The following is a 26395-nucleotide window of genomic DNA, read 5'->3' on the forward strand; positions in this document are numbered from 1 at the left end:
GTCCCAATCTGACCAAATCGGGAGGCCGGAAGCGTCAGACCCCGGGATCAACTCCGTCTACTGCTCGGGGATGACATACGGCGTCGGCGCCTCCCCCCACGAGTGAGGGAAGACGCCGATTGCCCCTTGCACCTATTTACGCGTTTCAGCCTCAGCGCTGAATGAAGACGTAGTCGGCCTGGTACGGAACGGCCTCGATGGAGCCGGTCTTGCAGCTGCCTGCCGGTGCCACGCCACCCACGGTGTTCAGCCGCAGGATCTCGGTGGTATGCGCGAACAGACCGTGCTTCTTGCCCGACTGCTTTGCCTGGAGGTCCAGTTCCGGAATGTTGCCGTCACCGTTCGGGGACTTGCTGATCAGTGAGCCCGTGACTGCGCTGTGGTCCCGGGCGACCCACTGCGGTGTGCCGGAGTTGGGCTTCACGAAGGAGTGGGAGATGTGTCCGGCCAGCACGGCCCGTACATCGCGCTGCTGGAACGAGCGCTTCCCGTCGGTCCCCTTCTTGCACTCGTAGATCTGCTTGCCCTTGACCACCGGGGCCTGGAAGTTGTTCAGGGCGTGGTCGAAGTTGAAGGCATTGGTCACCTTGTGGAACTGGCCGCGCACCGCGCCGCCCGGGAATTCGGCCGTGTGCAGGTTGGCGTAGAAGCCCGTCGGGTCGGCCTTGAAGGCGTTCAGCACGGCCGTGTCCTTGACCTGGACCGAACCGGTCGCGGTCCGCCCCTTGCCCGTCCCCTTGCCCTTGCCGAGCTGCCCGGTGAAGTCGACCTTGATGCCGCCGTTGACACCCTTGCCGCCCTGGTGGATGTGGAGGGCGGTCGGCTTGTCGGTGCCGCGCCACTTCACGGCGAAGGACACCGTGCTGCCCTTGAGCTTGACGAACTCCAGCGCGACGCCGTCCTTGTCGCCGACGGCGGGGCCGCCCTGCACCGGTACCTCATTGGCACCGTTCAGGCTGGCCGCGAAGAACGAGGCGCCGCTGTTGCTGCCGGAGCCACCGCTCTGCACCGCCACGTCTGCGGAGGACCCGGCGCTGTGCCCGCCGTGTCCGGAAGTGCCCTTGCTGCTGCCGTCGTCGGCGAAGGCCGGCAGGACTCCGAGCGTGATGCCCGCGGCCGCCGCGACCGCGGTGGTGCCGATGATGATGCTCTTACGACGCTGCGCAATACCGCCCATGATCGGAAATCTCCCCGTTCCGGAGCCAACACCCCCTGCGTCGGCTTCTGGGCATGAATACGGAGCGGATCCGACTCTCGACTCAAAGCAATGATGTGACGTGGGTCACATCATCCCGCGCGGTGCACCACGGCGTCGCACAGCTCCTCCAGAGCCGCCTTCGCATAGCACTCCGGCAGCGGCGCCAGCGAGGCCCGCGCCTCCTCGGCGTACCGGATGGTCTCGCGCCTCGCCTGCTCAAGGGCCGGGTGTACGCGCAGCCGCTTCAGCACCTCGGCGTGCCGGGCGTCGTCCGCGAGGTCCCCGTCGAGCAGCTCGCACAGCTCCAGGTCGTCCGCCCGCCCGTGCTCCGCCGCCTGCGCCCGCAGGATCAGCACCGGCAGCGTGGGAATGCCCTCGCGCAGGTCCGTGCCGGGCGTCTTCCCGGACTCGTGGCTGTCGCTCGCGATGTCGAGTACGTCGTCGGCCAGCTGGAAGGCGGTGCCGAGCCGCTCGCCGTACTGCGTGAGGATGTCGACGACGCGCTCGTCGGCGCCCGACATCAGCGCGCCGAAGCGCCCCGACACGGCGATCAACGAGCCGGTCTTGCCGGCGATGACGTCCAGGTAGTGAGCGACGGGGTCCTCGTCGTCGCGCGGGCCCGCCGTCTCCAGGATCTGGCCCGTGACGAGACGTTCGAACGCCTCCGCCTGGATGCGTACGGCCTCGGGCCCGAGGTCGGCCAGGATGTGCGACGCGCGTGCGAAGAGGAAGTCACCGGTGAGGACCGCGACCGAGTTGCCCCAGCGGGCATTGGCGCTGGCGACTCCGCGGCGTACATCCGCCTCGTCCATCACGTCGTCGTGGTACAGCGTCGCCAGATGCGTCAGCTCGACGACCACGGCGGACGGCACGATGCCCGGTGCGTACGGGTCGCCGAACTGGGAGGCGAGCATGACGAGGAGTGGACGGAATCGCTTGCCACCGGCCCGCACCAGATGCTGCGCGGCCTCCGTGATGAAGGGAACCTCGCTCTTGGTGGCGTCGAGCAGTCCCTCCTCGACAGCTGCCAGTCCGGTCTGGACATCGGTCTCAAGAGCCTGGTCCCGCACGCTCAGTCCGAACGGCCCGACGACGGTCACGAGGGTCACTCCTGTCTGCTGACGATCACACGGATTGTCGATGTGTCGCTGTCTTCACTCAAGTCAGCGTATCCGGTCGGCTTTCGATCACCGTGAGCGCCTTCCCGTGGCCTCGGGCACAGCCCGAAGGGCCCCGGTATGGTCTTTGGTCAGCTACTACGACCGGGAGTATGCACTTTGTCCCGGGCGTGATCAGCCGGGGGTACGAGAAGCTTCGCGCAGCGCCCGGCCCCTCCGCGCCACCCCCGTCAGCACATCGACACCGTCAGCGCACAGACACCGCATGCGCCACCCGGGGCGACGCATACTCCGTACCGCACACGAAGCGCATGACCGGCCCGAACGACGCCGCCGAAGGAAGCCCCGTGAAGTACAGCCCCGGCACCGACGACCCGTACCCCGCGTCGAGCCGCGGAGCCCCCTGCGTCACCGCCAACGCCGTGCGCAGCTCGTGGCCCAGGAAGTCCAGCGCCGCCACGTCCATGCGGTAGCCCGTCGCCGCCATCACATGGTCGGCGGACAGCTCGCGCTGCGCGCCCTGCCCGCCGCTCAGGGTCAGGACCGGGCGGCCGTCCTCGACGCGGGCGCGGACGATACGGCGGCCGTCCGTCACCTGTACGTGTCCCGCCGTGAAGCGGTCACGCAGCCACCACGCGCCGAGCGGGCCGAGCACCCGGCGGACCAGATAGTGGCGGGCGGGCGCGGGAAGGTGGCGTACGTGCGTCGCGTGGTAGGTCAGCCCGTACAGCGACCAGGCCCGCCCGAAGGGCGTCTCGGGCCGCAGCCGCGACTGCCGGTCGGGGGCGTCGCCGAAGCTCACCGCGCCCCGGCCGCGCGCCACGATCCGTACCGACGACGCACCCGCCTCCGCCATCAGCACCGCGTTCTCCAGCGCCGACTGCCCCGCGCCGACGACGATCACCTCGCGGCCCGCGAAGCGGGACAGGTCGCGGTGCTGCGCGGCATGCGAGACGGGGCCCGTCGCGGAGGGCCCGTCGGGCAGCACCGCCGCCAGCTCGCGCGGCATCCTGGCGAGGCCGGACAGGCCCGTCGCCACCACTACCGCCCGCGCCGTGAACTGCTCGCCCGAATCGAGCTTCAGGTCGAATCCGCCCCGCGTACGGTCGACGGAGACGACTCGCACCTGCTCCAGGTCCGGCAGCAGCTTCTCCGCGAACCACTGCCCGTACCGCGCGAAGGTCTCGACCGGCACCAGGTCCCAGTCGGACTCGTACCGCCGCTCCCCCGTGTCCGCACAGAAGTCGATCAGGTCGTGGCCGGGCTGCGGCGCGTCGATGTTGGACGCCGCCGGCGTCGACTTGAGCAGCATTCCGGCGGGCATGCGCTCGCGCCAGCTCACCATCGGCGAACCGAAGACGCGGACCGGAATGCCGCGCGCCCGCAGATGGGCGGCGGTGGACAGGCCATAAGGCCCGGCCCCGATGACTGCTACCGGACGGATCATGCGAAGTCCCCTCCCCAGGGTGTCACTCGGCGCGGCTGCCAGGGCGGTTCGCACGGGCACCACGCCACATCTGGTACAGGTGCCTGGCACCCGGTCGTACGAACCGCGCCAGCATCGTGACGGCCGGCAGCAGGTCGTCCCTCGCGACCCACGCCAGCTCCGTACTGCCGGCCCGCACGGGCGCGTGCGGCGTCGTATAGCCGCTGCGCCGGTATGCGACGAGCGCCGCCAGGTCGATGTTCTCGACGACATAGCGGTGACCGGCCCGCTGCTCCCCCTCCGGGACCTTGCGTCCGGTCAGATGCAGATGCTGCGCCCTGACGACGTCGACGCCGGCCTCGTTCTCGAAGAGCCGGAACTGCGCGCCCATCCGCGGATTGAAGTCGAGCAGTTTGTACTGCCCGTCGCGCCGGTCGAACCGCAGATCGAGGTCGATGATCCCGCTGAACCCGACTCGCTTGATGAACTGGGCGGCGATCCCGGCCAGTTCCGGGTTGTCGACGACATACGCGTTCGCCGTCATCCCCGCGTGCGGCGGCCACGACCGCACCTTCACCCCGGTGAACATCGTCAGCGCCGTACTGTCCGCGTCGAAATAGGCGTGGACGATCCAGTCCTCGGCCTCCTCGCGCGGCAGGTATTCCTGAAGGATTACGCCCGGATGCTCGCCCCAGCCGCGCGCGAGCGCGAGCAGCTGCGCGGGCCCCTCGATGCGCGTCGTACCGCCGACGGCGGGCCGCCTGCGCCGTACGAACGCCTCCCGGTTCTTGGCGACCACCGGAAAACGCGCCTCGGCCGCGAAGGCCTCCACCTCGGCGTACGCATCGGGGAAGGCCGCAGCCGGTGACGGCACCCCGTGCTCGACGCACAGCTCGTGCAGCCCCTGCTTGCTGGCGAGGCGGCGCGGCAGCCCGGCCTCGACGCGCGGAAAGAGAAACGGGCCCGCGAGCTCCTCCTGGTGCTCGGCTATGAGCACGGCCGCCTCTTCGTCGGTGGGGACGAGCACGGTGGGCCGGCCGATCCGGCGGCCGATCCGCAGCAGTCCCTCCACCAGCCGCCCGGGATCCTCCGTGCCCGTGGTCGGCCAGACGAAGGCGCGCTCCAGGTAGCGGGAGAGGGCGGCCGGGGTCCACCGGTCCTCGGTGACGGCGTACATGGGAATGCCGAGCCGCCCCAGGCTGCGGATCGCACCCACCCCGCCGTGGTGGAGCGGGTAGTTCCCGATCTTCACGATCAGCCCGGGCACGTCCCGGTCAGGCGTGAATAGCGCGCTGCGGCTCGCCACCTGTCCCCCCTACGACACGGCCCACCCCAGCGCGTGTCCCAAAGGACGCTAAGCCGGAATTCCTGCCTCCAGCAAGGGCTTTTCGGACATTGCGAACTCTTTAGGCACTGCCGTCGCAGCCGACACCCACGTAACGTGTTCTCTTCACGACCTGGAAAGCGAGGCAGCACCCATGCCCGAGCAGAGCCCGCTCGACCTTGCCGAAGGCGACCTCTTCGGCCCGCACAACCTCCCTTACGGCGTTTTCTCCACGGCGGACGAGCCCGAGCGCCGCCGGGTCGGCGTCCGCATCGGCGGCCATGTGCTGGACGTGGGTGCTGCCGCACTCACGCTGGGCTCTCCGTACGCCGCGCTGCTCGCCCAGCCCACGCTCAACCCCCTGCTGGCCGCCGGGCGTACAGCGTGGCGGGATGTGCGCCGCGCGCTCACCGCGTGGGTCACGAGCCCCGCGCACCGCGCCGACATAGAGCCTCTGCTGCACCCCATCTCCGACGTCACGCTGCACCTGCCGTACGGCGTCGCGGACTATGTCGACTTCTACGCGAGCGAGCACCACGCCACCAATGTGGGCAAGATCTTCCGCCCGGACGGGGACGCGCTCACTCCCAACTGGAAGCATCTGCCGATCGGTTACCACGGCCGGTCCGGCACCGTGGTCGTGTCCGGTACGGACGTTGTACGGCCCAGTGGGCAGCGCAAGGCTCCGTCCGATCCGGCGCCGGTCTTCGGTCCTTCCGTGAAGCTCGACATCGAGGCGGAGGTCGGCTTCGTCGTCGGCACGCCGTCCGCCCACGGCACACCTGTCCCGCTGGGCGCCTTCCGGGACCACGTCTTCGGCCTGTTCCTCCTCAACGACTGGTCGGCGCGGGACATCCAGGCCTGGGAGTACGTCCCCCTCGGCCCGTTCCTCGGCAAGTCCTTCGCCACGTCGGTTTCGGCGTGGGTGACCCCGCTGGAAGCCCTTGAGGCGGCCCACGTCGCCCCGCCCGCCCGCGACTTCCCGCTTCTCCCCTACCTGGACGACTCGGAGGAAGAGGAGCCCGGCGGCTTCGACATCCGTATCGAGGTGAAGATCAACGGCCAGGTGGTCTCCGAGCCGCCCTTCTCCACGATGTACTGGACGGCGGCCCAGCAGCTCGCCCAGATGACGGCGAACGGCGCGTCGCTCCGGACCGGCGACCTCTTCGGCTCCGGCACGGTCAGCGGCCCCGAGGTCAACGAGCGCGGCTCGCTCCTGGAGCTCACCTGGAACGGCCGCGACGCGCTGGAACTCCCCACCGGGAAGCGCACGTTCCTCGAAGACGGCGACGAGGTGACGATGACGGCATGGGCACCGGGCCCGCACGGCACGAGGGTGGGCCTGGGCGAGGTAACGGGCCGAATCGTCCCGACGGCCTGACGCCCCCGGCTCCCTGCGGGGCTATTTCCCACCCCGCCCCTTTCCCGAATCTGGGGGCAAGCCCCCAGATCCCGGGGTCCCCCCGGACGAAGTCTGGGGGAGTGTCCTCAAACGCCGGACGGTCTGGACTTTCCAGCCGTCCGGCGTTTGAGGACCGGGGTCTGGGGCTGAGCCCCCACGCGGCGGCAGCCGCAAAATGTCACAGCGGGAAAGGGGCGGGTAGAGGAAAACGCTCCGCGCAGCGGCTACTCCGCCGGCGGCTCCGCGTCCCAGTCCCACTCGTCCCCGGGCTCGGCAGCCGTTGGGGCAACGGGAGCTTCCAGGGCCGCCGGGACCGGAGCCGGGACGGCGGAGGCCGGCACCGCGACCGGTTCCGGCGACCCCTCCGAACCAAGCGCCCCCAACACCCCCAGCACCCCCTCCCCATAAGTCGCCAGCTTCTTCTCACCCAAGCCAGCAACGCCCCCCAGCTCCGCCACCGACCCCGGCCGACGCGTAGCAATCTCCCGCAGCGTCGCGTCATGGAAGATGACGTACGCCGGTACGCCCTGCTCCCGCGCCTGCTCCGCGCGCCACGCCCGCAGCGCTTCGAAGACCGGGACCGCCTCCGCCGACAGGTCCGCGTTGGCGGCGGCCGCCTTCGCCTTGCGTTCGCCCTTCGCGGCCCGAGCGGCCGGCACCGGCTTCGCCTCCTTGCGCAGCCGCACCTCGCGCTCACGGCTCAGTACCGACCCGCTCGCGTCGGTCATCACCAGCGTGCCGTACTCACCCTCGACCGCCAGCAGCCCCTGCGCCAGCAACTGCCGTACCACACCCCGCCATTCGGCCTCGGCGAGCTCCTCACCGATCCCGAAGACCGACAGCTGGTCGTGATCGAACTGGATCACCTTGGCGGTCTTGCGCCCCAGCAGGATGTCGATGATCTGGCCCGCCCCGAACTTCTGCCGCCGCTCCCGCTGCAACCGCACCACCGTCGAGAGGACCTTCTGCGCGGGCACCGTCCCGTCCCAGGTCTCGGGCGGGGTGATGCACGTGTCGCAGTTGCCGCAGGCCTGCGCCTCGGGGTCCTGCCCGAAGTAGGCCAGCAGCTGGGCCCGACGGCACTCGGCCGTTTCGCAGAGCGCGAGCATCGCGTCCAGATGGGAGGCCGCGCGCCGCCGGAACGCCTCGTCGCCCTCCCCGCCCTGGATCATCTTGCGCTGCTGCACCACGTCCTGGAGCCCGTACGCCATCCACGCCGTCGACGGCATCCCGTCGCGCCCGGCCCGGCCCGTCTCCTGGTAGTAGCCCTCGACCGACTTCGGCAGATCCAAGTGGGCGACGAAGCGCACATCGGGCTTGTCGATGCCCATGCCGAAGGCGATGGTCGCCACGACCACCAGGCCCTCCTCCCGGAGGAAGCGGGACTGGTGCGCGGCGCGCGTCCCCCCGTCGAGCCCCGCGTGGTACGGCACGGCCTCGATCCCGTTGCGGCAGAGAAACTCCGCCGTCTTGTCCACGGAATTGCGCGAGAGGCAATAAACAATGCCCGCGTCCCCGGCGTGCTCCTCGCGCAGGAAGGCCAGCAGCTGCTTCTTCGGATCGGCCTTCGGCACGATCCGGTACTGGATGTTCGGGCGGTCGAAGCTCGCCACGAAGTGCCGGGCCTGCGGCATCCCCAGCCGCTGGACGATCTCCTGGTGCGTGGCGTGCGTGGCGGTCGCCGTCAGCGCGATGCGCGGCACGTCCGGCCAGCGCTCGCCCAGCAGCGACAGGGACAGATAGTCCGGCCGGAAGTCGTGGCCCCACTGGGCCACACAGTGCGCCTCGTCGATCGCGAAGACGGAGATCTTGGCCCGGCCCAGCAGGTCGAGCGTCGAGTCGAGCCGCAGCCGCTCCGGCGCCAGATACAGGAGGTCCAGTTCCCCCGCCAGGAACTCCGCCTCCATCGCGCGCCGCTCGTCGAAGTCCTGCGTGGAGTTGATGAACCCGGCCCGCACACCGAGCGCCCGCAGCGCGTCCACCTGGTCCTGCATCAGCGCGATGAGCGGGGAGATTACGATGCCCGTACCCGGTCTGACCAGCGCCGGGATCTGGTAGCACAGCGACTTTCCGCCACCGGTGGGCATGAGCACGACGGCGTCTCCGCCCGCCACCACGTGCTCGATGACCGCAGCCTGCTCACCACGGAACGCGTCGTACCCGAAGACGCGGTGCAGCGTCTCCAGCGCGTCGCTGCGCGTCATCTCGCCGGCCTCGGCCATGCCACCCGTCCCGTTCATCGCTCTGTCCCCCGTACGTACCGTGCCCGGCATCCCACGAGTGCCCGGCGTCCCACGATAGGGGCACCCACCGACACTCCCACCCAAAAGCAGCCGCCCGGCACCCCTACGAGAAGGGACACCGGGCAGCAAGCAGCGCACACAGCCAGGTCAGCGGACGAAGACTCCCGCCTGGCTCGCCAGATCCAGGAAGTACTGCGGCGCGACACCGAGCACCAGCGTCACCGCGACGCCGACCCCGATCGCCGTGATCGTCAGCGGCGACGGCACCGCGACCGTCGGGCCCTCCGCCTTCGGCTCGCTGAAGAACATCAGGACGATCACCCGGATGTAGAAGAACGCCGCGATCGCCGACGAGATCACACCGACCACGACCAGCGCACCCGCACCGCCCTCCGCCGCCGCCTTGAAGACCGCGAACTTCCCGGCGAAGCCCGAGGTCAGCGGGATACCGGCGAAGGCCAGCAGGAACACCGCGAAGACCGCGGCCACCAGCGGCGACCGCCGCCCGAGCCCGGCCCACTTCGACAGATGCGTCGCCTCGCCGCCCGCGTCGCGCACCAGAGTGACCACGGCGAAGGCTCCGATGGTCACGAAGGAGTACGCCAGGAGGTAGAAGAGGACGGACGAGATGCCGTCCGGCGTGGTCGCGATGACACCGGCCAGGATGAAACCGGCATGCGCGATCGAGGAGTACGCCAGGAGCCGCTTGATGTCGGTCTGGGTGATCGCGACGATCGCACCGCCCAGCATGGTGACGATCGCGATGCCCCACATCACGGGCCGCCAGTCCCAGCGCAGGCCCGGCAGTACGACGTACAGCAGCCGCAGCATCGCACCGAAGGCGGCCACCTTGGTCGCCGCCGCCATGAAGCCGGTGACCGGCGTCGGAGCGCCCTGGTAGACGTCCGGGGTCCACATGTGGAACGGGACCGCGCCGACCTTGAAGAGCAGGCCCATCAGGATCATCGCGCCGCCGATGAGCAGCAGCGCGTCATTGCCCATGGTGTCGGCGAGCGCAGGGTCGATCTGCTTGACCGTGCCGTCGACGATGCCGGCGATCTTCGCGTACGACACGGAGCCCGCGTACCCGTACATGAGGGCGATCCCGAAGAGCAGGAACGCCGACGAGAAGGCGCCGAGCAGGAAGTACTTCACTGCCGCCTCCTGCGACATCAGCCGCTTGCGGCGGGCGACGGCGCACAGCAGGTACAGCGGGAGCGAGAAGACTTCCAGCGCGATGAACAGCGTCAGCAGGTCGTTCGCCGAGGGGAAGACGAGCATCCCGGCGACCGCGAAGAGCATGAGCGGAAAGACTTCGGTGGTGGTGAACCCGGCCTTTACGGCGGCCTTTTCACTGTCGCTGCCCGGTACGGACGCGGCCTCCGCGGCGAACGAGTCGACGCGGTTGCCATGGGCGTCCGGGTCGAGCCTGCGCTCCGCGAAGGTGAACACGGCCACCAGCGAGGCCAGCAGGATCGTGCCCTGGAGGAACAGGGCAGGGCCGTCGACAGCGATGGCGCCCTCCGCCGCGATGCCCGCCTTGGTGGTGGCGTACCCGCCGACCGCGAGCCCCACGACCGCGGCAAACGCGGCGGCGAGGGCGACGACCGACAGGAACAGCTGGGCGTAGTAACGGGCCTTGCGCGGCACCAGGGCCTCGACAAGTACGCCGACGACGGCCGCGCCGACGACAATCAGCGTCGGCGCCAACTGCGCGTACTCGATGTGCGGGGCCGTGAAACCGCCCTCGGCGCTGGGCGCCGCGACCGTCGTCCACAGGCTGTGGACAGCTGATGCGCTCACTTGGCCGCCTCCGCCTCAATCTCGGGGGTGGGATCCGTCTTACGGACGTCGGACATGGTGTGCTTCACGGCCGGGTTGACGATGTCCGTCAGCGGCTTGGGAAAGACGCCGAGGAACAGCAGCAGCGCGATCAGCGGGGCGACGACCACGAGCTCACGGGCCTTGAGGTCGGGCATGCCGTGCACCTCGGCCTTCACGGGGCCTGTCATCGTCCGCTGGTACAGCACGAGCGTGTAGAGCGCGGCGAGGACGATGCCCAGGGTCGCGATGATCCCGGCCACCGGATACGCGGCGAACGTGCCGACCAGCACCAGGAATTCACTGACGAAGGGAGCGAGTCCCGGAAGCGACAGCGTCGCCAGGCCGCCGACCAGGAAGGTGCCGGCCAGCACCGGGGCGACTTTCTGTACGCCGCCGTAGTCGGCGATGAGCCGCGATCCGCGCCGCGAGATCAGGAACCCGGCCACCAGCATCAGTGCGGCGGTCGAGAGTCCGTGGTTGACCATGTAGAGCGTCGCGCCCGACTGGCCCTGGGACGTCATCGCGAAGATGCCCAGGACGATGAAGCCGAAGTGCGAGATCGAGGCGTACGCGACAAGGCGTTTGATGTCGCGCTGGCCGACGGCGAGCAACGCGCCGTAGATGATGCTGATCAGCGCCAGCACGATGATGACGGGCGTCGCCCACTTGCTGGCCTCCGGGAAGAGCTGGAGGCAGAAGCGCAGCATCGCGAAGGTGCCGACCTTGTCGACGACCGCGGTGATCAGCACGGCGACCGGGGCGGTCGCCTCCCCCATCGCATTCGGCAGCCAGGTGTGCAGCGGCCACAGCGGCGCCTTCACCGCGAAGGCGAAGAAGAAACCGAGGAAGAGCAGCCGTTCGGTATTGGTCGCCATCTCCAGCGACCCGTTGGCGCGTGCCTCGGCGATCTCCGCGAGCGAGAAGGTCCCGGCCACCACATGCAGCCCGATGACGGCGGCCAGCATGATGAGCCCGCCGACCAGGTTGTAGAGGAGGAACTTGACGGCGGCGTACGACCGCTGGGTCGCGGCCGCCTCGTCCCCGCCTGCGTGGGCCCGGTCCCCGAAGCCGCCGATGAGGAAGTACATCGGGATGAGCATGGCTTCGAAGAAGATGTAGAAGAGGAAGACGTCGGTGGCCTCGAAGGAGATGATCACCATCGCTTCGACCATCAGGATCAGCGCGAAGAAGCCCTGAGTAGGCCGCCACCGGGAGCTCTTCGTCTCCAGCGGATCTGCGTCGTTCCACCCGGCCAGGATCACGAACGGGATCAGCACAGCGGTCAGGGCGATCAGAGCGACGGCGATGCCGTCCACGCCCAGCTCGTACCGGACGCCGAAGTCCTTGATCCAGGCATGGGATTCATTGAGCTGGTAGCGGTCGCCGCCGGGCTCGAACCGTACGACCACGATCGCGGCCAGTACCAGCGTGGCGAGTGAGAAGACCAGCGCCAGCCACTTGGCGGCGGTGCGGCGCGCGGCCGGGACGGCGGCGGTCAGGACCGCACCGACCGCCGGGAGCGCCGCCGTAACCGTCAGAAGGGGAAAGGACATCGGAATCAGACCGCCCTCATCAGCAGGGTCACGGCAATGAGGATCGCCGTACCGCCGAACATCGAGACCGCGTACGAGCGGGCATAGCCGTTCTGCAGCTTGCGCAGCCGGCCGGAGAGCCCGCCGAACGAGGCCGCCGTGCCGTTGACGACCCCGTCGACCAGGGTGTGGTCGACGTACACCAGGGAGCGGGTCAGGTGCTCACCGCCTCGGACCAGGACGACATGGTTGAAGTCGTCCTGGAGGAGATCGCGCCGGGCGGCGCGGGTGAGCAGGGAGCCGCGCGGGGCGACGACCGGGACCGGCCTGCGGCCGTACTGGAGATACGCGATCCCGACGCCGATGACCATTACCGCGACGGTGGCCGAGGTGATCGCCCCGGCGCTGATCGGCGGATGCCCGTGCTCGAACTCGGTGACCGGCTTCAGCCACGTCACGAACCGGTCGCCGATGCTGAAGAACCCTCCGGCGAAGACCGATCCGAAGGCGAGCACAATCATCGGGATCGTCATCGACTTGGGCGACTCGTGCGGGTGCGGCATGTCACCGGGCTTCGCCTCGATGCCGGGCTCGACGCCGGGCGCCTTGTCCGGGTCGGGGGCGGGCTGCCAGCGCTTCTCGCCGAAGAAGGTCAGGATCATCACGCGCGTCATGTAGAACGCCGTGATGGCCGCGCCGAGCAGGGCCACCGCGCCGAGGATCCAGCCCTCCGTGCCGCCCTTCGCGAAGGCCGCCTCGATGATCTTGTCCTTGGAGAAGAAGCCGGACAGACCGGGGAAGCCGATGATCGCGAGGTAGCCGAGACCGAAGGTCACGAAGGTGACGGGCATGTACTTCCGCAGGCCCCCGTACTTCCTCATGTCGACCTCGTCGTTCATGCCGTGCATGACCGATCCGGCGCCGAGGAAGAGCCCGGCCTTGAAGAAGCCGTGCGTCACGAGGTGCATGATCGCGAAGGCGTATCCGATGGGGCCGAGGCCCGCCGCCAGGATCATGTAGCCGATCTGCGACATCGTCGAACCGGCCAGCGCCTTCTTGATGTCGTCCTTCGCGCAACCGACGATCGCACCGAAGAGGAGCGTGACCGCACCGACGACCACGACCGCCAACTGCGCGTCGGGCGCGGCGTTGAAGATCGCGCCGGAGCGGGTGATGAGGTACACGCCCGCGGTCACCATGGTGGCGGCGTGGATGAGGGCCGAGACCGGAGTCGGGCCCTCCATCGCGTCGCCGAGCCAGGACTGCAGCGGCACCTGGGCGGACTTTCCGCAGGCCGCCAGCAGCAGCATCAGGCCGATGGCGGTGAGCTTGCCCTCGCCCGTGTCCCCCGTCGCTTCAAGCACCGGCCCGAAGGCGAAGGTTCCGAAGGTGGTGAACATCAGCATGATCGCGATGGACAGGCCCATGTCGCCCACGCGGTTGACGATGAAGGCCTTCTTGGCCGCTGTCGCCGCGCTCGGCTTGTGCTGCCAGAAGCCGATGAGCAGGTACGACGCCAGACCGACGCCCTCCCACCCGACGTACAGCAGCAGGTAGTTGTCGGCGACGACCAGGAGCAGCATCGCCGCGAGGAACAGGTTCAGGTAGCCGAAGAAGCGGCGTCGGCGGTCGTCGTGCTCCATGTAGCCGATCGAATAGATGTGGATCAGGGAGCCCACACCGGTGATCAGCAGCACGAAAGTCATCGACAACTGGTCGAGCTGGAAGGCGACATCCGCCTGGAAGCCCTCCACGGGAATCCAGCTGAACAGATGCTGGCGCATGGTCCGCGCCTCCACGTCGTACCCCAGCATGGCGCCGAACAGCACCACGCCGATCACGAACGACGCACCCGCGAGCAGCGTCCCGAGCCAGTGTCCGACGCGGTCGAGGCGCCGGCCGCCGCACAGCAGTACCGCGGCTCCGAGCAAAGGCGCTGCGACGAGCAGCGCAATCAAGTTCTCCACGATTCTTGCGACCCCTTACAGCTTCATCAGGCTGGCGTCGTCGACCGAGGCCGAGTGACGGGACCGGAACAGCGACACGATGATCGCGAGCCCCACCACGACCTCGGCGGCAGCGACGACCATCGTGAAGAACGCGACGATCTGGCCGTCGAGATTGCCGTGCATCCGGGAGAAGGCGACGAAGGCGAGGTTGCACGCATTGAGCATCAGCTCGACGCACATGAAGACGACGATCGCGTTCCGCCTGATCAGCACCCCGGAAGCGCCGATGGTGAACAACAGCGCCGCGAGATACAGGTAGTTGACCGGGTTCACTTCGCGACCTCCGATTCGTCCTGGTCACGGCCGAGCCGCTCCTCGGAGCGCTGCTCCAGCGCCTTGAGGTCGGCCAGCGCCTCGCGGGACACGTCACGGATCTGGCCGCGCTCGCGCAGGGTCTTCATGACCGTGAGCTCGGCCGGTTTCCCGTCCGGCAGCAGGCCCGCGATGTTCACCGCGTTGTGCCGCGCGTACACCCCGGGTGCGGGCAGCGGCGGCAGGTGCTTGCCGCGTACGCGCGCCTCGGACATCTCCCGCTGCGTCTTGGCGCGTTCGGTGCGCTCGCGGTGCGTGAGCACCATCGCGCCGACGGTCGCCGTGATGAGCAGCGCGCCGGTGAGCTCGAAGGCGAAGACGTACGTGGTGAAGAGGAGCTCGGCGATCCCCTCGACATTGCCGCCGCCGGCGGCGTTGGCCTTGGCCAGTCCGTTGAAGGTGGACAGCGAGGCGTTCCCGATGCCCGCGATCAGCAGGATGCCGAAGCCGAGCCCGCAGCCCACGGCCATCCAGCGCTGGCCCTTGAGCGTCTCCTTCAGGGAGTCGGCCGCCGTGACGCCGACGAGCATGACGACGAAGAGGAACAGCATCATGATCGCGCCGGTGTAGACGATGATCTGGACGACGCCCAGGAAGTACGCACCGTTGGCGAGGTAGAACACCGCCAGGATGATCATGGTCCCGGCCAGGGACAGCGCGCTGTGTACGGACTTCTTCATCAGGACGGTGCCCAGGGCGCCGATGACGGCGATCGTGCCGAGGATCCAGAACTGCACGGCCTCGCCGGTCGAAGTGGCGGAGGCGGCAAGAGTGTTCATGCCCCGATCACCTTCTTCGACGCCGGTTCGTCCCCACCGAAGGTCGACGCGGCTTCCTGCGGCCGCTCGCCCTTGCTCAGCGCGACCTGCCGCTCCGTGCCCGGCGCGGCCTCTGTCACCAGGCCCCGGTAGTAGTCCTGCTCGTCCGTGCCGGGGAAGATCGAGTGCGGCGATTCGACCATGCCTTCCTCCAGGCCGGCCAGCAGCTGTTCCTTCGTATAGATCAGCGCCTCACGGCTGCTGTCGGCCAGTTCGAATTCATTGGTCATCGTCAGCGCGCGGGTGGGGCACGCTTCGATGCACAGGCCGCACAGGATGCAGCGGGCGTAATTGATCTGGTAGACGCGGCCGTACCGCTCGCCCGGGGAGTAACGCTCCTCCTCCGTGTTGTCCGCGCCCTCCACATAGATCGCGTCGGCAGGACAGGCCCAGGCGCACAGCTCGCATCCGATGCACTTCTCAAGACCGTCCGGATGCCGGTTGAGCTGGTGCCTGCCGTGGAAGCGCGGCGCCGTGGTCTTCTGCTGCTCCGGGTACTGCTCGGTCAGCCGCTTCTTGAACATGGCCTTGAAGGTCACGCCGAAGCCGGCCACAGGGTTCTGCCAGGGGGTCCTGGGGGCTTCCCCCGGGGTTGAGGTGTCAGACATCGTCGGCCTCCTTTCCGTCACTCTTAGTGTCGGGCCCACCACTGACAATCAGTTCGCGGTCCTGGCGCGAGGGCCTGCGCGGCACCGGCGGCAAGGACTGCCCGGGCAGTGGTGGCACGGGGAATCCGCCCGCCATGGGGTCGAAGGCCGGTGGTTCCTCGCCCTCCAGCGCCGCCCTCTCCTTCTCCTTCTTGTCGCGGAAGATGTCGGCGACGAAGGAGAGGAGCAGGACCGCGACGATCGCCCCGGCGACGTACAGCACGATGTTCTGGAATTCCATGTTCTCGTTGCGCATCGCGCGCACCGTGGCGACCAGCATCAGCCAGACCACCGAGACCGGGATCAGGACCTTCCAGCCCAGCTTCATCAGCTGGTCGTAGCGGACGCGGGGCAGCGTGCCGCGCAGCCAGATGAAGAAGAAGAGCAGCAGCTGGACCTTGACGACGAACCAGAGCATCGGCCACCAGCCGTGGTTCGCGCCCTCCCAGAACGCCGAGATGGGGTACGGGGCCCGCCAGCCGCCCAGGAAGAGGGTGACCGAGACCGCCGAGACGGTGACCATGTTGACGTACTCGGCCAGCATGAACAGCGCGAACTTGATCGACGAGTACTCGGTGTTGAAGCCGCCGACCAGGTCACCCTCGGACTCCGGCATGTCGAACGGGGCGCGGTTCGTCTCGCCCACCATCGTGACGACGTAGATGATGAAGGACACCGGCAGCAGGATGATGAACCAGCGGTCCTCCTGCGCCTCGACGATCGCCGAGGTCGACATCGACCCGGAGTAGAGGAAGACCGAGGCGAAGGCGGCGCCCATCGCGATCTCGTACGAGATCATCTGCGCGCAGGAGCGGAGACCGCCGAGCAGCGGGTACGTCGATCCGGACGACCAGCCGGCGAGCACGATGCCGTAGATGCCGACGGAGGCGACCGCGAGGATGTAGAGCATCGCGATCGGCAGGTCGGTGAGCTGCATCGTGGTGCGCTGGCCGAAGATCGAGACTTCGTTACCCGCGGGGCCGAACGGGATGACCGCGATGGCCATGAAGGCAGGGATCGCCGCGACGACCGGCGCCAGGATGTAGACGACCTTGTCCGCGCGCTTGACGATCACGTCTTCCTTCAGCATCAGCTTGATGCCGTCGGCGAGCGACTGGAGCAGCCCCCACGGGCCGTGCCGGTTGGGGCCGATGCGCAGCTGCATCCAGGCGACGACCTTGCGCTCCCACACGATGGAGAAGAGCACGGTGATCATCAGGAAGGCGAAGCAGAAGACGGCCTTGATGGCGATGAGCCACCACGGGTCGCGGCCGAACATGGAGAGGTCCTCGGCAGCGAGGAGCGTCTGATTCACAGGGATTCACCTCGCGAAGGCACCTCGGCCGCCGGGCCGATGCGTACGAGCTGTCCGGGGACCGCGCCGGTGTCGGTGGCGACGCCACCGCCCGTCGAGTTCAGCGGCAGCCACACGACCCGGTCCGGCATCGGTGTGACCTGGAGCGGCAGTCGGACCGTCCCGGCGGGACCGGTGACGGCGAGCAGGTCGCCGTTCTTCACGCCCGTGTCGGCCGCGGTGGTCTCGGAGAGCCGGGCGACCGCCGCGTGCCGGGTGCCGGCGAGGGCCTCGTCGCCGTCCTGGAGACGGCCCTGGTCGAGCAGCAGCCGGTGGCCCGCGAGTACGGCCTCGCCGTCGCCGGGCCGCGGCAGCGGCTGGGCCGACTCGGCCGGGTCGGTGGCGTACGGTCCGGCCCAGGCACCGAGGCGGTCCATCTCGCGGCGTGCGGCCCGTACGTCAGGCAGCGCCAGGTGTACGTCGAGTGCGTCGGCCAGCATGTGCAGCACGCGCGCGTCGGCGGGGGCGAGGCTGCGCGTCATCTGGTCCGGCTTGAGCGCGGCCTCGAACATCCGCGCCCTGCCCTCCCAGTTGAGGAAGGTGCCGGGCTTCTCGGCGACTGCGGCTACCGGAAGGACGACGTCCGCCCGGTCGGTGACCTCGCTGGGCCGGAGCTCCAGGGAGACCAGGAATCCGGCCTGGTCGAGTGCTTCACGCGCCCGCGCCGGGTCCGGAAGGTCCGCGACCTCGACGCCCGCGACGAGGAGTGCGGCCAGTTCACCGGTGGCCGCGGCCTCGATGATCTGGCCGGTGTCGCGCCCGTAGCGGTGCGGCAGTTCGGCCACGCCCCAGGCCACCGCCACCTCTTCCCGCGCGCGGGGGTCGGTTGCGGGGCGTCCGCCGGGCAGCAGCGACGGGAGCGCGCCAGCCTCGACGGCGCCGCGCTCGCCGGCCCGGCGCGGGATCCACACCAGGGCGGCGCCGGTCGCGGTGGCGGCCCGTACGGCGGCGGTGTACGCGCCGGGAACGGCGGCCAGCCGCTCGCCGACGACGATCACGGAGCCCGCGCCGCGCAGCGCCTCGGCGGCCGCGGTCCCGTCGGCGTCGAGCCCGGCCCGGTCCGCGATCCCACCCAGCCACTCGGTTTCGGTGCCGGGGGCGGCGGGAAGCAGCGTGCCGCCCGCCTTCGTCAGGCCCCGGGTGGCGTGGGTGGCGATGGCGAAGGTGCGCTGGCCGTGCTTGCGGTTGGCCTTGCGCAGCCGCAGGAAGACGCCGGGCGCCTCCTCCTCGGACTCGATGCCGACGAGCAGGACGGCTGGCGCCTTCTCCAGCGCCGTGTACGTGACGCCGCTGCCGTCGAGGTCGCGTCCGCGCCCGGCGACCCGGGACGCCAGGAAGTCGGCCTCCTCGCTGCTGTGCACGCGCGTGCGGAAGTCGATGTCGTTGGTGTCGAGTGCGATACGGGCGAACTTGGCGTAGGCGTAGGCGTCTTCGACGGTCAGCCGGCCGCCGGTCAGGACACCGGCCCGCCCGCGCGCCGCCGAGAGCCCCTTCGCCGCCGCTTCGAGCGCCTCGGGCCAGCTCGCCGGTTCGAGTACGCCCGCTTCACTGCGTACGAGCGGAGTGGTGAGCCGGTCGGGACGCTGCGCGTAGCGGAAGGCGAAGCGCCCCTTGTCGCAGATCCACTCCTCGTTGACCTCGGGGTCGTCGGCCGCCATACGCCGCATGACCTTGCCGCGCCGGTGGTCCGTACGGGTCGCACAGCCGCCCGCGCAGTGCTCGCAGACGGACGGCGAGGACACCAGGTCGAAGGGCCGCGCCCGGAACCGGTACGCCGCCGAAGTCAGCGCGCCCACCGGGCAGATCTGGATGGTGTTCCCGGAGAAGTACGACTCGAAGGGGTCGCCCTCGCCCGTACCGACCTGCTGGAGCGCGCCGCGCTCCAGCAGCTCGATCATCGGGTCGCCCGCGATCTGCTGGGAGAAGCGGGTGCAGCGCGCACACAGCACGCACCGCTCCCGGTCCAGCAGCACCTGGGTGGAGAGAGGGACGGGCTTCTCGAACGTCCGCTTCTTGCCGTCGAAGCGCGAATCCGCGTCGCCGTGGGACATCGCCTGGTTCTGCAGGGGGCACTCGCCGCCCTTGTCGCAGACCGGGCAGTCCAGCGGGTGGTTGATCAGCAGCAGTTCCATCACCCCGCGCTGCGCCTTCTCGGCGACCGGCGAGGTGATCTGGGACTTGACGACCATGCCGTCGGTGCAGGTGATGGTGCACGACGCCATCGGCTTGCGCTGGCCCTCGACCTCGACGATGCACTGGCGGCAGGCGCCGGCCGGGTCGAGGAGCGGGTGGTCGCAGAAGCGCGGGATCTCGATGCCGAGCAGCTCGGCGGCACGGATGACCAGCGTCCCCTTGGGGACGGAGATCGCGATGCCGTCGATCGTCAGCGATACGAGATCTTCGGGCGGCACTGCCGCCTCGCCGCCCCCGGAGGAAGAACTTGTCGTGACGGTCATGCGTTCACCTCCAGATTCGTGTCGGCCCAGACGGTCGACTTGGACGGGTCGAAGGGGCAGCCCTTGCCGGTGATGTGCTGCTCGTACTCCTCGCGGAAGTACTTGAGCGAGGAGAAGATCGGGGACGCGGCGCCGTCGCCGAGCGCGCAGAAGGACTTGCCGTTGATGTTGTCGGCGATGTCGTTGAGCTTGTCGAGGTCGGACATCTGTCCCTTGCCGGCCTCGATGTCGCGGAGCAACTGGACCAGCCAGTACGTCCCTTCGCGGCAGGGTGTGCACTTGCCGCAGGACTCATGGGCGTAGAACTCGGTCCAGCGGGTCACGGCCCGCACCACGCACGTCGTCTCGTCGAAGCACTGGAGCGCCTTGGTGCCGAGCATCGATCCGGCGGCGCCCACGGCCTCGTAGTCCAGCGGGACGTCGAGGTGCTCGTCGGTGAACATCGGCGTCGAAGAGCCGCCCGGCGTCCAGAACTTGAGCCGGTGGCCGGACCGCATCCCGCCGCTCATGCCGAGCAGCTGGCGCAGGGTGATGCCGAGCGGGGCCTCGTACTGGCCGGGGTTGGTGACATGGCCGCTCAGCGAGTAGAGCGTGAAGCCCGGGGACTTCTCGCTGCCCATCGAACGGAACCAGTCTTTGCCCTTGTTGAGAATCGCGGGAACGGACGCGATGGACTCGACGTTATTTACAACAGTCGGACATGCGTAAAGACCCGCGACCGCAGGGAAGGGGGGACGTAGCCGGGGCTGGCCGCGCCGGCCTTCGAGCGAGTCGAGCAGCGCGGTCTCTTCACCGCAGATGTACGCGCCCGCGCCCGCGTGCACGGTGATCTCCAGGTCGAGCCCGCTGCCCAGGATGTCCTTGCCGAGGTATCCGGCCTCGTACGCCTCACGCACCGCCTCGTGCAGGCGTCGCAGGACCGGCACGACCTCGCCGCGCAGGTAGATGAAGGCGTGCTGCGAGCGGATCGCGTAGCAGGCGATGATCATTCCCTCGATGAGGGAGTGCGGGTTGGCGAAGAGGAGCGGGATGTCCTTGCAGGTCCCGGGCTCCGACTCGTCGGCGTTGACAACAAGATAGTGCGGCTTGCCGTCACCCTGCGGAATGAACTGCCACTTCATGCCGGTGGGGAAGCCCGCGCCGCCCCGGCCGCGCAGACCGGAGTCCTTGACGTACGCGATGAGGTCGTCCGGCGACATGGCGAGGGCCTTGCGCAGGCCTTCGTACCCTTCGTGGCGCCGGTAGGTCTCCAGGGTCCAGGATTCGGGCTGGTCCCAGAAGGCCGACAGGACGGGTGTGAGTACCTTCTCCGGGCTGATCTCTCCGCCGGTCTCCGGCTGGGAGGTGCTCCCATATTCGGTGGACATGGTCATCACTCCCCCTCCTCGGTGACCGGTCCGGCCGGGTGCTCCGGGTCGGATGCAGAGGTCGGCTGCGTGGTATTCGGCGTCCCGGAGGGACTCGCGTCCTGCGGTGCCTCGCCGCGCGGGTGCACCACACGGTGCTGCGGGCCCTCGCCCTTGGCGAGCCTGAGGCCGATGAGGGAGGCGGGGCCCGCGCCGCCGGTCGCCTCGACGGCGCCGGGGCGCTCGTCGGGGAAGCCGGCCAGGATGCGGGCGGTGTCCTTGTACGTACACAGGGGCGCGCCGCGGGTGGGTTCGACAGGGCGGCCCGCACGCAGGTCGTCGACGAGGCGCTTGGCGGACTCGGGCGTCTGGTTGTCGAAGAACTCCCAGTTGACCATCACCACGGGAGCGAAGTCGCAGGCCGCATTGCACTCGATGTGTTCGAGGGTGACCTTGCCGTCGTCGGTCGTCTCGTTGTTGCCGACGCCGAGGTGCTGCTTCAGCTCGTCGAAGATGGCGTCGCCGCCCATCACGGCGCACAGAGTGTTGGTGCAGACACCCACCTGGTAGTCGCCGGACGGCTTGCGCCGGTACATCGAGTAGAAGGTCGAGACGGCGGTGACCTCGGCGGTGGTCAGGCCGAGCGACTCGGCGCAGAACCGGATGCCGGTACGGGTGACGTGCCCCTCCTCCGCCTGTACGAGGTGCAGCAGCGGCAGCAGGGCGGACCGGCTGTCGGGGTAGCGGGAGATCACCTCCCGCGCGTCCGCGTCGAGCCTGGCACGTACGTCGGCGGGGTAGTCGGGGGCGGGGAGCTGGGGCATCCCCAGAGATACGTCTGTCACCGGTCGACGCCTCCCATCACAGGGTCGATGGATGCGACGGCGACGATGACGTCGGCGAACATGCCGCCCTCGCACATCGCCGCCATGGCCTGCAGGTTGGTGAAGGACGGGTCGCGGAAGTGGACCCGGTAGGGGCGGGTGCCGCCGTCGCTCACGACATGGACGCCGAGCTCGCCCTTGGGCGACTCGACGGCCGTGTACGCCTGCCCGGCCGGGACCCGGAAGCCCTCGGTCACCAGCTTGAAGTGGTGGATCAGGGCCTCCATGGAGGTGCCCATGATCTTCTTGATGTGGTCGAGCGAGTTGCCGAGGCCGTCCGGGCCGAGCGCGAGCTGGGCGGGCCAGGCGATCTTCTTGTCGGCGACCATGACCGGGCCCGGCTCCCTGAGCCGGTCCAGACACTGCTCGACGATGCGCAGCGACTGCCGCATCTCTTCGAGGCGGATCAGGAAGCGGCCGTAGGCGTCGCAGGTGTCGGCGGTCGGTACGTCGAACTCGTACGTCTCGTAACCGCAGTAGGGGCTGCTCTTGCGCAGGTCGTGGGGCAGCCCGGCCGAGCGCAGGATCGGGCCGGTCGCGCCCAACGCCATGCAGCCGGTGAGGTCGAGGTAGCCGACGTCCTGCATGCGGCCCTTGAAGATGGGGTTGCCGGTGGCGAGCTTGTCGTACTCCGGCAGGTTCTTCTTCATGGTTTTCACAAGCTCGCGCAGCTGGTCCATCGCCCCTGGTGGCAGGTCCTGGGCGAGGCCGCCGGGGCGGATGAACGCGTGGTTCATGCGCAGGCCGGTGATCAGCTCGAAGGCATCGAGAATGAGTTCACGATCACGGAAGCCGTAAATCATGATCGTGGTGGCGCCGAGCTCCATGCCGCCGGTGGCGATGGCCACCAGGTGGGAAGCGAGCCGGTTGAGCTCCATCAGCATGACGCGGGTGGTCGTCGCCCGGTCCGGGATCTGCTCCTCGATGCCGAGCAGCTTCTCGACGCCCAGGCAGTACGCCGTCTCGTTGAAGAACGGCGTCAGGTAATCCATGCGCGTGACGAAGGTCGTGCCCTGCACCCAGTTCCGGTACTCGAGGTTCTTCTCGATGCCGGTGTGCAGGTAGCCGATGCCGCAGCGGGCCTCGGTGACCGTCTCGCCGTCGATTTCGAGGATGAGCCGGAGCACGCCGTGCGTGGACGGGTGCTGGGGACCCATGTTCACGACGATGCGCTCGTCGTCTGCCTTGGCCGCGGACTGGACGACCTCGTCCCAGTCGCCGCCGGTGACTGTATATACGGGACCTTCGGTGGTCTCGCGTGCAGATGCAGATGGGGTAGTCACGAGTACGACCTCCGCTGGTCCGGAGCCGGGATCCGGGCGCCCTTGTACTCGACGGGAATGCCGCCGAGGGGGTAGTCCTTGCGCTGCGGGAAGCCCTGCCAGTCGTCCGGCATCATGATCCGGGTAAGGGCGGGGTGCCCGTCGAAGATGAGGCCGAAGAAGTCGTACGTCTCGCGCTCGTGCCAGTCGTTGGTCGGGTAGACCGCGACCAGCGAGGGGACGTGCGGATCGCTGTCCGGGGCGCTCACTTCGAGGCGGATCAGCCGGTTGTGGGTGATCGAGCGCAGGTGGTAGACGGCGTGCAGCTCCCGGCCCTTGTCCTCCAGGTAGTGGACGCCGCTGACGCCCGTGCAGAGCTCGAAGCGCAGGGCCGGGTCGTCGCGCAGCGTCTTCGCCACCTGCACCAGGTGTTCGCGCGCGATGTGGAAGGTGAGCTCGCCGCGGTCGACGACGGTCTTCTCGACGGCGTTCGCCGGGAGGAGGTCCTGCTCTTCCAGGGCGCCTTCGAGCTCGTCGGCGACCTCGTCGAACCAGCCCCCGTACGGGCGCGGGGTGGCACCCGGCAGCGTCACGGTGCGTACGAGGCCGCCGTATCCGCTGGTGTCGCCGCCGTTGTTGGCGCCGAACATGCCCTTGCGTACGCCGATGACCTCGCCGGTCTCGTCGCGCGGGGCGGGGACGCCGTTGTTCTGCTCGCTCACCGCAGCAGCCCCTTCATCTCAATGGTGGGGAGCGCCTTGAGGGCCGCTTCCTCCGCCTCGCGGGCCGCTTCTTCCTGGTTCACCCCGAGCTTGGAGTTCTGGATCTTGTGATGGAGCTTGAGAATCGCGTCCATCAGCATCTCGGGGCGGGGTGGGCAACCAGGCAAATAGATGTCAACGGGAACAATGTGATCAACACCCTGCACAATTGCGTAATTGTTGAACATTCCGCCTGAAGAGGCGCAAACACCCATGGAGATAACCCACTTGGGGTTCGGCATCTGGTCGTAGACCTGCCGCAGCACCGGCGCCATCTTCTGGCTGACCCGGCCGGCCACGATCATCAGGTCGGCCTGGCGCGGTGAGCCGCGGAAGACCTCCATGCCGAACCGGGCCAGGTCGTAGCGGCCGGCCCCGGTCGTCATCATCTCGATGGCGCAGCAGGCGAGGCCGAAGGTCGCGGGGAAGACGGAGGACTTCCGCACCCAGCCCGCGGCCTGTTCGACGGTGGTCAGCAGAAAGCCGCTGGGCAGCTTCTCTTCGAGTCCCATTGGTGACCCCTCAGCCCCTCAGTCCCATTCCAGGCCGCCGCGCCGCCATACGTACGCGTAGGCAACGAAGACGGTGAGCACGAAGAGCAGCATCTCGACGAGCCCGAAAAGCCCCAGGGCGTCGAACGAGACGGCCCAGGGATAGAGGAAGACGATCTCGATGTCGAAGACGATGAAGAGCATCGCCGTCAGGTAGTACTTGATGGGGAAGCGGCCGCCTCCGGCGGGTGTGGGTGTCGGCTCGATGCCGCACTCGTACGCTTCAAGCTTTGCCCGGTTGTAGCGCTTTGGGCCGATAAGCGTGGCCATGACCACGGAAAAGATCGCAAACCCTGCCCCGAGGGCGCCGAGCACGAGGATGGGCGCGTAGGCATTCACGCTCCTCGCTCCTTCCAGTCGTCCTTGACCGTTGGACCACACCCCGGGCCTGCACCTCACTCCGCCTCCACGATCTTCGCCACGCGAAGATCATGTATATGTGAGGCAGTTCACAAGCCCGGCTGCCTCGCATCCTATGCCTGTCGGTCTGTGATCTGCGACACGGGGTACGACAACGCCTTTGTGATCTCCACCACCCGACGAACGATCATTAAGTCGGGTGAGCGGTGATCTTCATACGCGAAGTGCACGAGTGGCTACGAGACGTGACAAGCGAAGGTGTTACCGCTGGTCGCAGGGGGTGCCGCGCTATCAAGCCATGGCGCGTACAGGCAAATTGGCAATGGGCGGCCGTGAGGTGATAAAGGCACCCGCATTCACCTGCCCCTCACCTGCCCGAGGGAGCTCCGCGGACGAATGTGGACGCGTGCATGCCTTCACGAGTCCTCGTGATCGAGAAGGGTTGCCGATCTGTGACCTGCGCCACTCGATTCCGGCTCCGGTAAAAGCGGGCTTGGCCATCGGTGTGAACGGATGGTAGGCGTCGGGCAATTGGGGCGTATTGCGGAAAGCCCATGATCACAGGCTTGATCACCGATGCCCGTATTGCCCGTTACGGCGTCAATAAAGCCCGGCAGAAGCCCGATTCGGGCCGACGCGGCGCAACTGTGGCGCAGCACACCTTTCTTGAAGGGAACCGCAAACGCCTGATAGCGGTTAGTCCCATGTCCCTCACCGCTCACATACCCAGCCACCGGAAGCCCCGCCCTCGCAGCGCATCGAAGGTCGCGCTCCGAGCCGGAGTTGCCGGTGGCGTCCTCAGCACGATCGCGGTGGCCGGTGCTGCCGGGCCGGCGAATGCCGAGCCGGTGACCGCCACGATCGAAATGCCCACGCTCACCGCAGACCTGGCGAACACCGTCGCCGTCTCCGCCGAGGCCACCCAGCAGGTCGCGCACGAGTACGACCTCCAGGCCCAGCAGGACGAGGCCGCCGCCCAGGCCGCGAAGATCGCCAAGAAGGAAAAGGCGGAGGCCGAGCGCAAGGCCGAGGCCAAGAGGAAGGCCGAAGAGGCCGCCAAGAAGAGGGCCGCTGAAGAAGCGGCCGAGAAGGAGGAGCGCGCCTCGCGTGCCGCGGAGCGTACGACGCTCAGCGCCTCCTCCAACGACTCCGGCGCCTCCGTCGGCTCCTCGACGGGCACCGGCAGCGCCGCGACCGTCGTCGCCTTCCTCAAGGCGCAGCTCGGCGACGCGTACGTCATGGGCGCCTCCGGCCCCAACGCCTGGGACTGCTCCAGCCTCGTCCAGGCCGCGTACCGGACGGTCGGCGTCGACCTCCCGCGCGTCTCGCAGGACCAGTCGGTGGCCGGTACCCAGGTGGGTACGTCCAACCTCCAGGTCGGCGACATCCTCTACTGGGGCGGCGCCGGTTCCGCGTACCACGTCGGTGTCTACATCGGTGACGGCCAGTACCTCGATGCCGCCAACCCCAGCAAGGGCGTCGTCATCCAGGACCTGTCGGGCTACCCGGCGAGCGGCGCGGTCCGCGTGCTCTGAATCTGTCTCTTTGAAACTGACTGAGGGCCGTCC

General features: G+C 68.6%; 21 protein-coding genes. 2 read left to right on the plus strand and 19 right to left on the minus strand.

Annotation, left to right across the window (positions count from 1 at the left end):
- Positions 1 to 151: 151 nt before the first annotated feature.
- From J7I98_RS11065 to J7I98_RS11080, 4 genes are all read right to left on the minus strand, one after another.
- Positions 152 to 1177, minus strand: coding sequence for a CHRD domain-containing protein (locus J7I98_RS11065; RefSeq protein ID WP_214920461.1), 1026 nt, complete (start codon positions 1175 to 1177; stop codon positions 152 to 154).
- A 110-nt stretch (positions 1178 to 1287) separates the two neighbouring features.
- Positions 1288 to 2298: a polyprenyl synthetase family protein gene (locus tag J7I98_RS11070; RefSeq protein ID WP_214920462.1), complete on the minus strand. Its 1011-nt coding sequence runs from the start codon at positions 2296 to 2298 to the stop codon at positions 1288 to 1290.
- A 265-nt stretch (positions 2299 to 2563) separates the two neighbouring features.
- Positions 2564 to 3763, minus strand: coding sequence for an FAD-dependent oxidoreductase (locus tag J7I98_RS11075; protein WP_214920463.1), 1200 nt, complete (start codon positions 3761 to 3763; stop codon positions 2564 to 2566).
- Between the two features lie 22 nt (positions 3764 to 3785).
- A complete protein-coding gene (locus J7I98_RS11080) occupies positions 3786 to 5048 on the minus strand; it encodes an ATP-grasp domain-containing protein (protein ID WP_214920464.1) in 1263 nt (420 codons plus the stop codon).
- A 172-nt stretch (positions 5049 to 5220) separates the two neighbouring features.
- On the opposite strand from J7I98_RS11080, the gene fahA reads away from it, so the two are divergent.
- A complete protein-coding gene (gene fahA, locus J7I98_RS11085; protein ID WP_214920465.1) occupies positions 5221 to 6447 on the plus strand; it encodes a fumarylacetoacetase in 1227 nt (408 codons plus the stop codon).
- A 245-nt stretch (positions 6448 to 6692) separates the two neighbouring features.
- Here the strand turns inward: fahA and recQ are convergent, their stop codons facing one another.
- The 15 genes from recQ to J7I98_RS11160 all read right to left on the minus strand — a co-directional run bounded on the left by recQ (position 6693) and on the right by J7I98_RS11160 (position 24806).
- Positions 6693 to 8708, minus strand: coding sequence for a DNA helicase RecQ (gene recQ / locus J7I98_RS11090; protein ID WP_214920466.1), 2016 nt, complete (start codon positions 8706 to 8708; stop codon positions 6693 to 6695).
- Positions 8709 to 8858: 150 nt separating this feature from the next.
- Entirely contained in the window at positions 8859 to 10514 is a 1656-nt protein-coding gene (nuoN, locus tag J7I98_RS11095) for an NADH-quinone oxidoreductase subunit NuoN (protein ID WP_214920467.1), read from the minus strand.
- Positions 10511 to 12088, minus strand: coding sequence for an NADH-quinone oxidoreductase subunit M (locus J7I98_RS11100; protein ID WP_214920468.1), 1578 nt, complete (start codon positions 12086 to 12088; stop codon positions 10511 to 10513). The genes nuoN and J7I98_RS11100 overlap by 4 nt, the downstream gene beginning before the upstream one ends.
- Positions 12089 to 12093: 5 nt before the next feature.
- Positions 12094 to 14034: an NADH-quinone oxidoreductase subunit L gene (gene nuoL, locus J7I98_RS11105; RefSeq protein ID WP_214920469.1), complete on the minus strand. Its 1941-nt coding sequence runs from the start codon at positions 14032 to 14034 to the stop codon at positions 12094 to 12096.
- A gap of 15 nt (positions 14035 to 14049) precedes the next feature.
- Positions 14050 to 14349, minus strand: a complete 300-nt coding sequence (nuoK, locus tag J7I98_RS11110) for an NADH-quinone oxidoreductase subunit NuoK (RefSeq protein WP_214920470.1) — start codon at positions 14347 to 14349, stop codon at positions 14050 to 14052.
- Positions 14346 to 15167, minus strand: a complete 822-nt coding sequence (locus J7I98_RS11115) for an NADH-quinone oxidoreductase subunit J (protein WP_214920471.1) — start codon at positions 15165 to 15167, stop codon at positions 14346 to 14348. The genes nuoK and J7I98_RS11115 overlap by 4 nt, the downstream gene beginning before the upstream one ends.
- Positions 15164 to 15814 (minus strand): NADH-quinone oxidoreductase subunit NuoI, encoded by a 651-nt coding sequence (gene nuoI, locus J7I98_RS11120; protein ID WP_214920472.1) that lies wholly within the window; start codon positions 15812 to 15814, stop codon positions 15164 to 15166. Before nuoI ends, J7I98_RS11115 begins: the two co-directional genes overlap by 4 nt.
- The gene (nuoH, locus tag J7I98_RS11125; protein ID WP_214920556.1) at positions 15807 to 17132 is read right to left on the minus strand and encodes an NADH-quinone oxidoreductase subunit NuoH; all 1326 of its coding nucleotides are present in this window, start codon (positions 17130 to 17132) and stop codon (positions 15807 to 15809) included. Before nuoH ends, nuoI begins: the two co-directional genes overlap by 8 nt.
- Before the next feature lie 32 nt (positions 17133 to 17164).
- Positions 17165 to 19663: an NADH-quinone oxidoreductase subunit G gene (locus J7I98_RS11130; RefSeq protein ID WP_214920473.1), complete on the minus strand. Its 2499-nt coding sequence runs from the start codon at positions 19661 to 19663 to the stop codon at positions 17165 to 17167.
- Positions 19660 to 21036, minus strand: a complete 1377-nt coding sequence (nuoF, locus tag J7I98_RS11135; RefSeq protein WP_214920474.1) for an NADH-quinone oxidoreductase subunit NuoF — start codon at positions 21034 to 21036, stop codon at positions 19660 to 19662. Before nuoF ends, J7I98_RS11130 begins: the two co-directional genes overlap by 4 nt.
- A complete protein-coding gene (gene nuoE, locus J7I98_RS11140) occupies positions 21036 to 21833 on the minus strand; it encodes an NADH-quinone oxidoreductase subunit NuoE (RefSeq protein WP_214920557.1) in 798 nt (265 codons plus the stop codon). Before nuoE ends, nuoF begins: the two co-directional genes overlap by 1 nt.
- 17 nt (positions 21834 to 21850) lie before the next feature.
- Positions 21851 to 23176: an NADH-quinone oxidoreductase subunit D gene (locus J7I98_RS11145; RefSeq protein ID WP_214920475.1), complete on the minus strand. Its 1326-nt coding sequence runs from the start codon at positions 23174 to 23176 to the stop codon at positions 21851 to 21853.
- Positions 23173 to 23877, minus strand: a complete 705-nt coding sequence (locus tag J7I98_RS11150) for an NADH-quinone oxidoreductase subunit C (RefSeq protein WP_214920476.1) — start codon at positions 23875 to 23877, stop codon at positions 23173 to 23175. The genes J7I98_RS11145 and J7I98_RS11150 overlap by 4 nt, the downstream gene beginning before the upstream one ends.
- Positions 23874 to 24428: an NADH-quinone oxidoreductase subunit B family protein gene (locus J7I98_RS11155; RefSeq protein WP_214920477.1), complete on the minus strand. Its 555-nt coding sequence runs from the start codon at positions 24426 to 24428 to the stop codon at positions 23874 to 23876. The genes J7I98_RS11150 and J7I98_RS11155 overlap by 4 nt, the downstream gene beginning before the upstream one ends.
- An 18-nt stretch (positions 24429 to 24446) precedes the next feature.
- On the minus strand, positions 24447 to 24806 hold the full coding sequence (locus J7I98_RS11160; protein WP_003956195.1) for an NADH-quinone oxidoreductase subunit A: 360 nt from the start codon (positions 24804 to 24806) through the stop codon (positions 24447 to 24449).
- Between the two features lie 725 nt (positions 24807 to 25531).
- Between J7I98_RS11160 and J7I98_RS11165 the strand changes: the two genes are divergently transcribed.
- Positions 25532 to 26362: a C40 family peptidase gene (locus J7I98_RS11165; protein WP_214920478.1), complete on the plus strand. Its 831-nt coding sequence runs from the start codon at positions 25532 to 25534 to the stop codon at positions 26360 to 26362.
- Positions 26363 to 26395 lie beyond the last annotated feature (33 nt).

The organism is Streptomyces sp. ISL-98 (assembly GCF_018614055.1).
GTDB lineage: Bacteria > Actinomycetota > Actinomycetes > Streptomycetales > Streptomycetaceae > Streptomyces > Streptomyces spiramyceticus.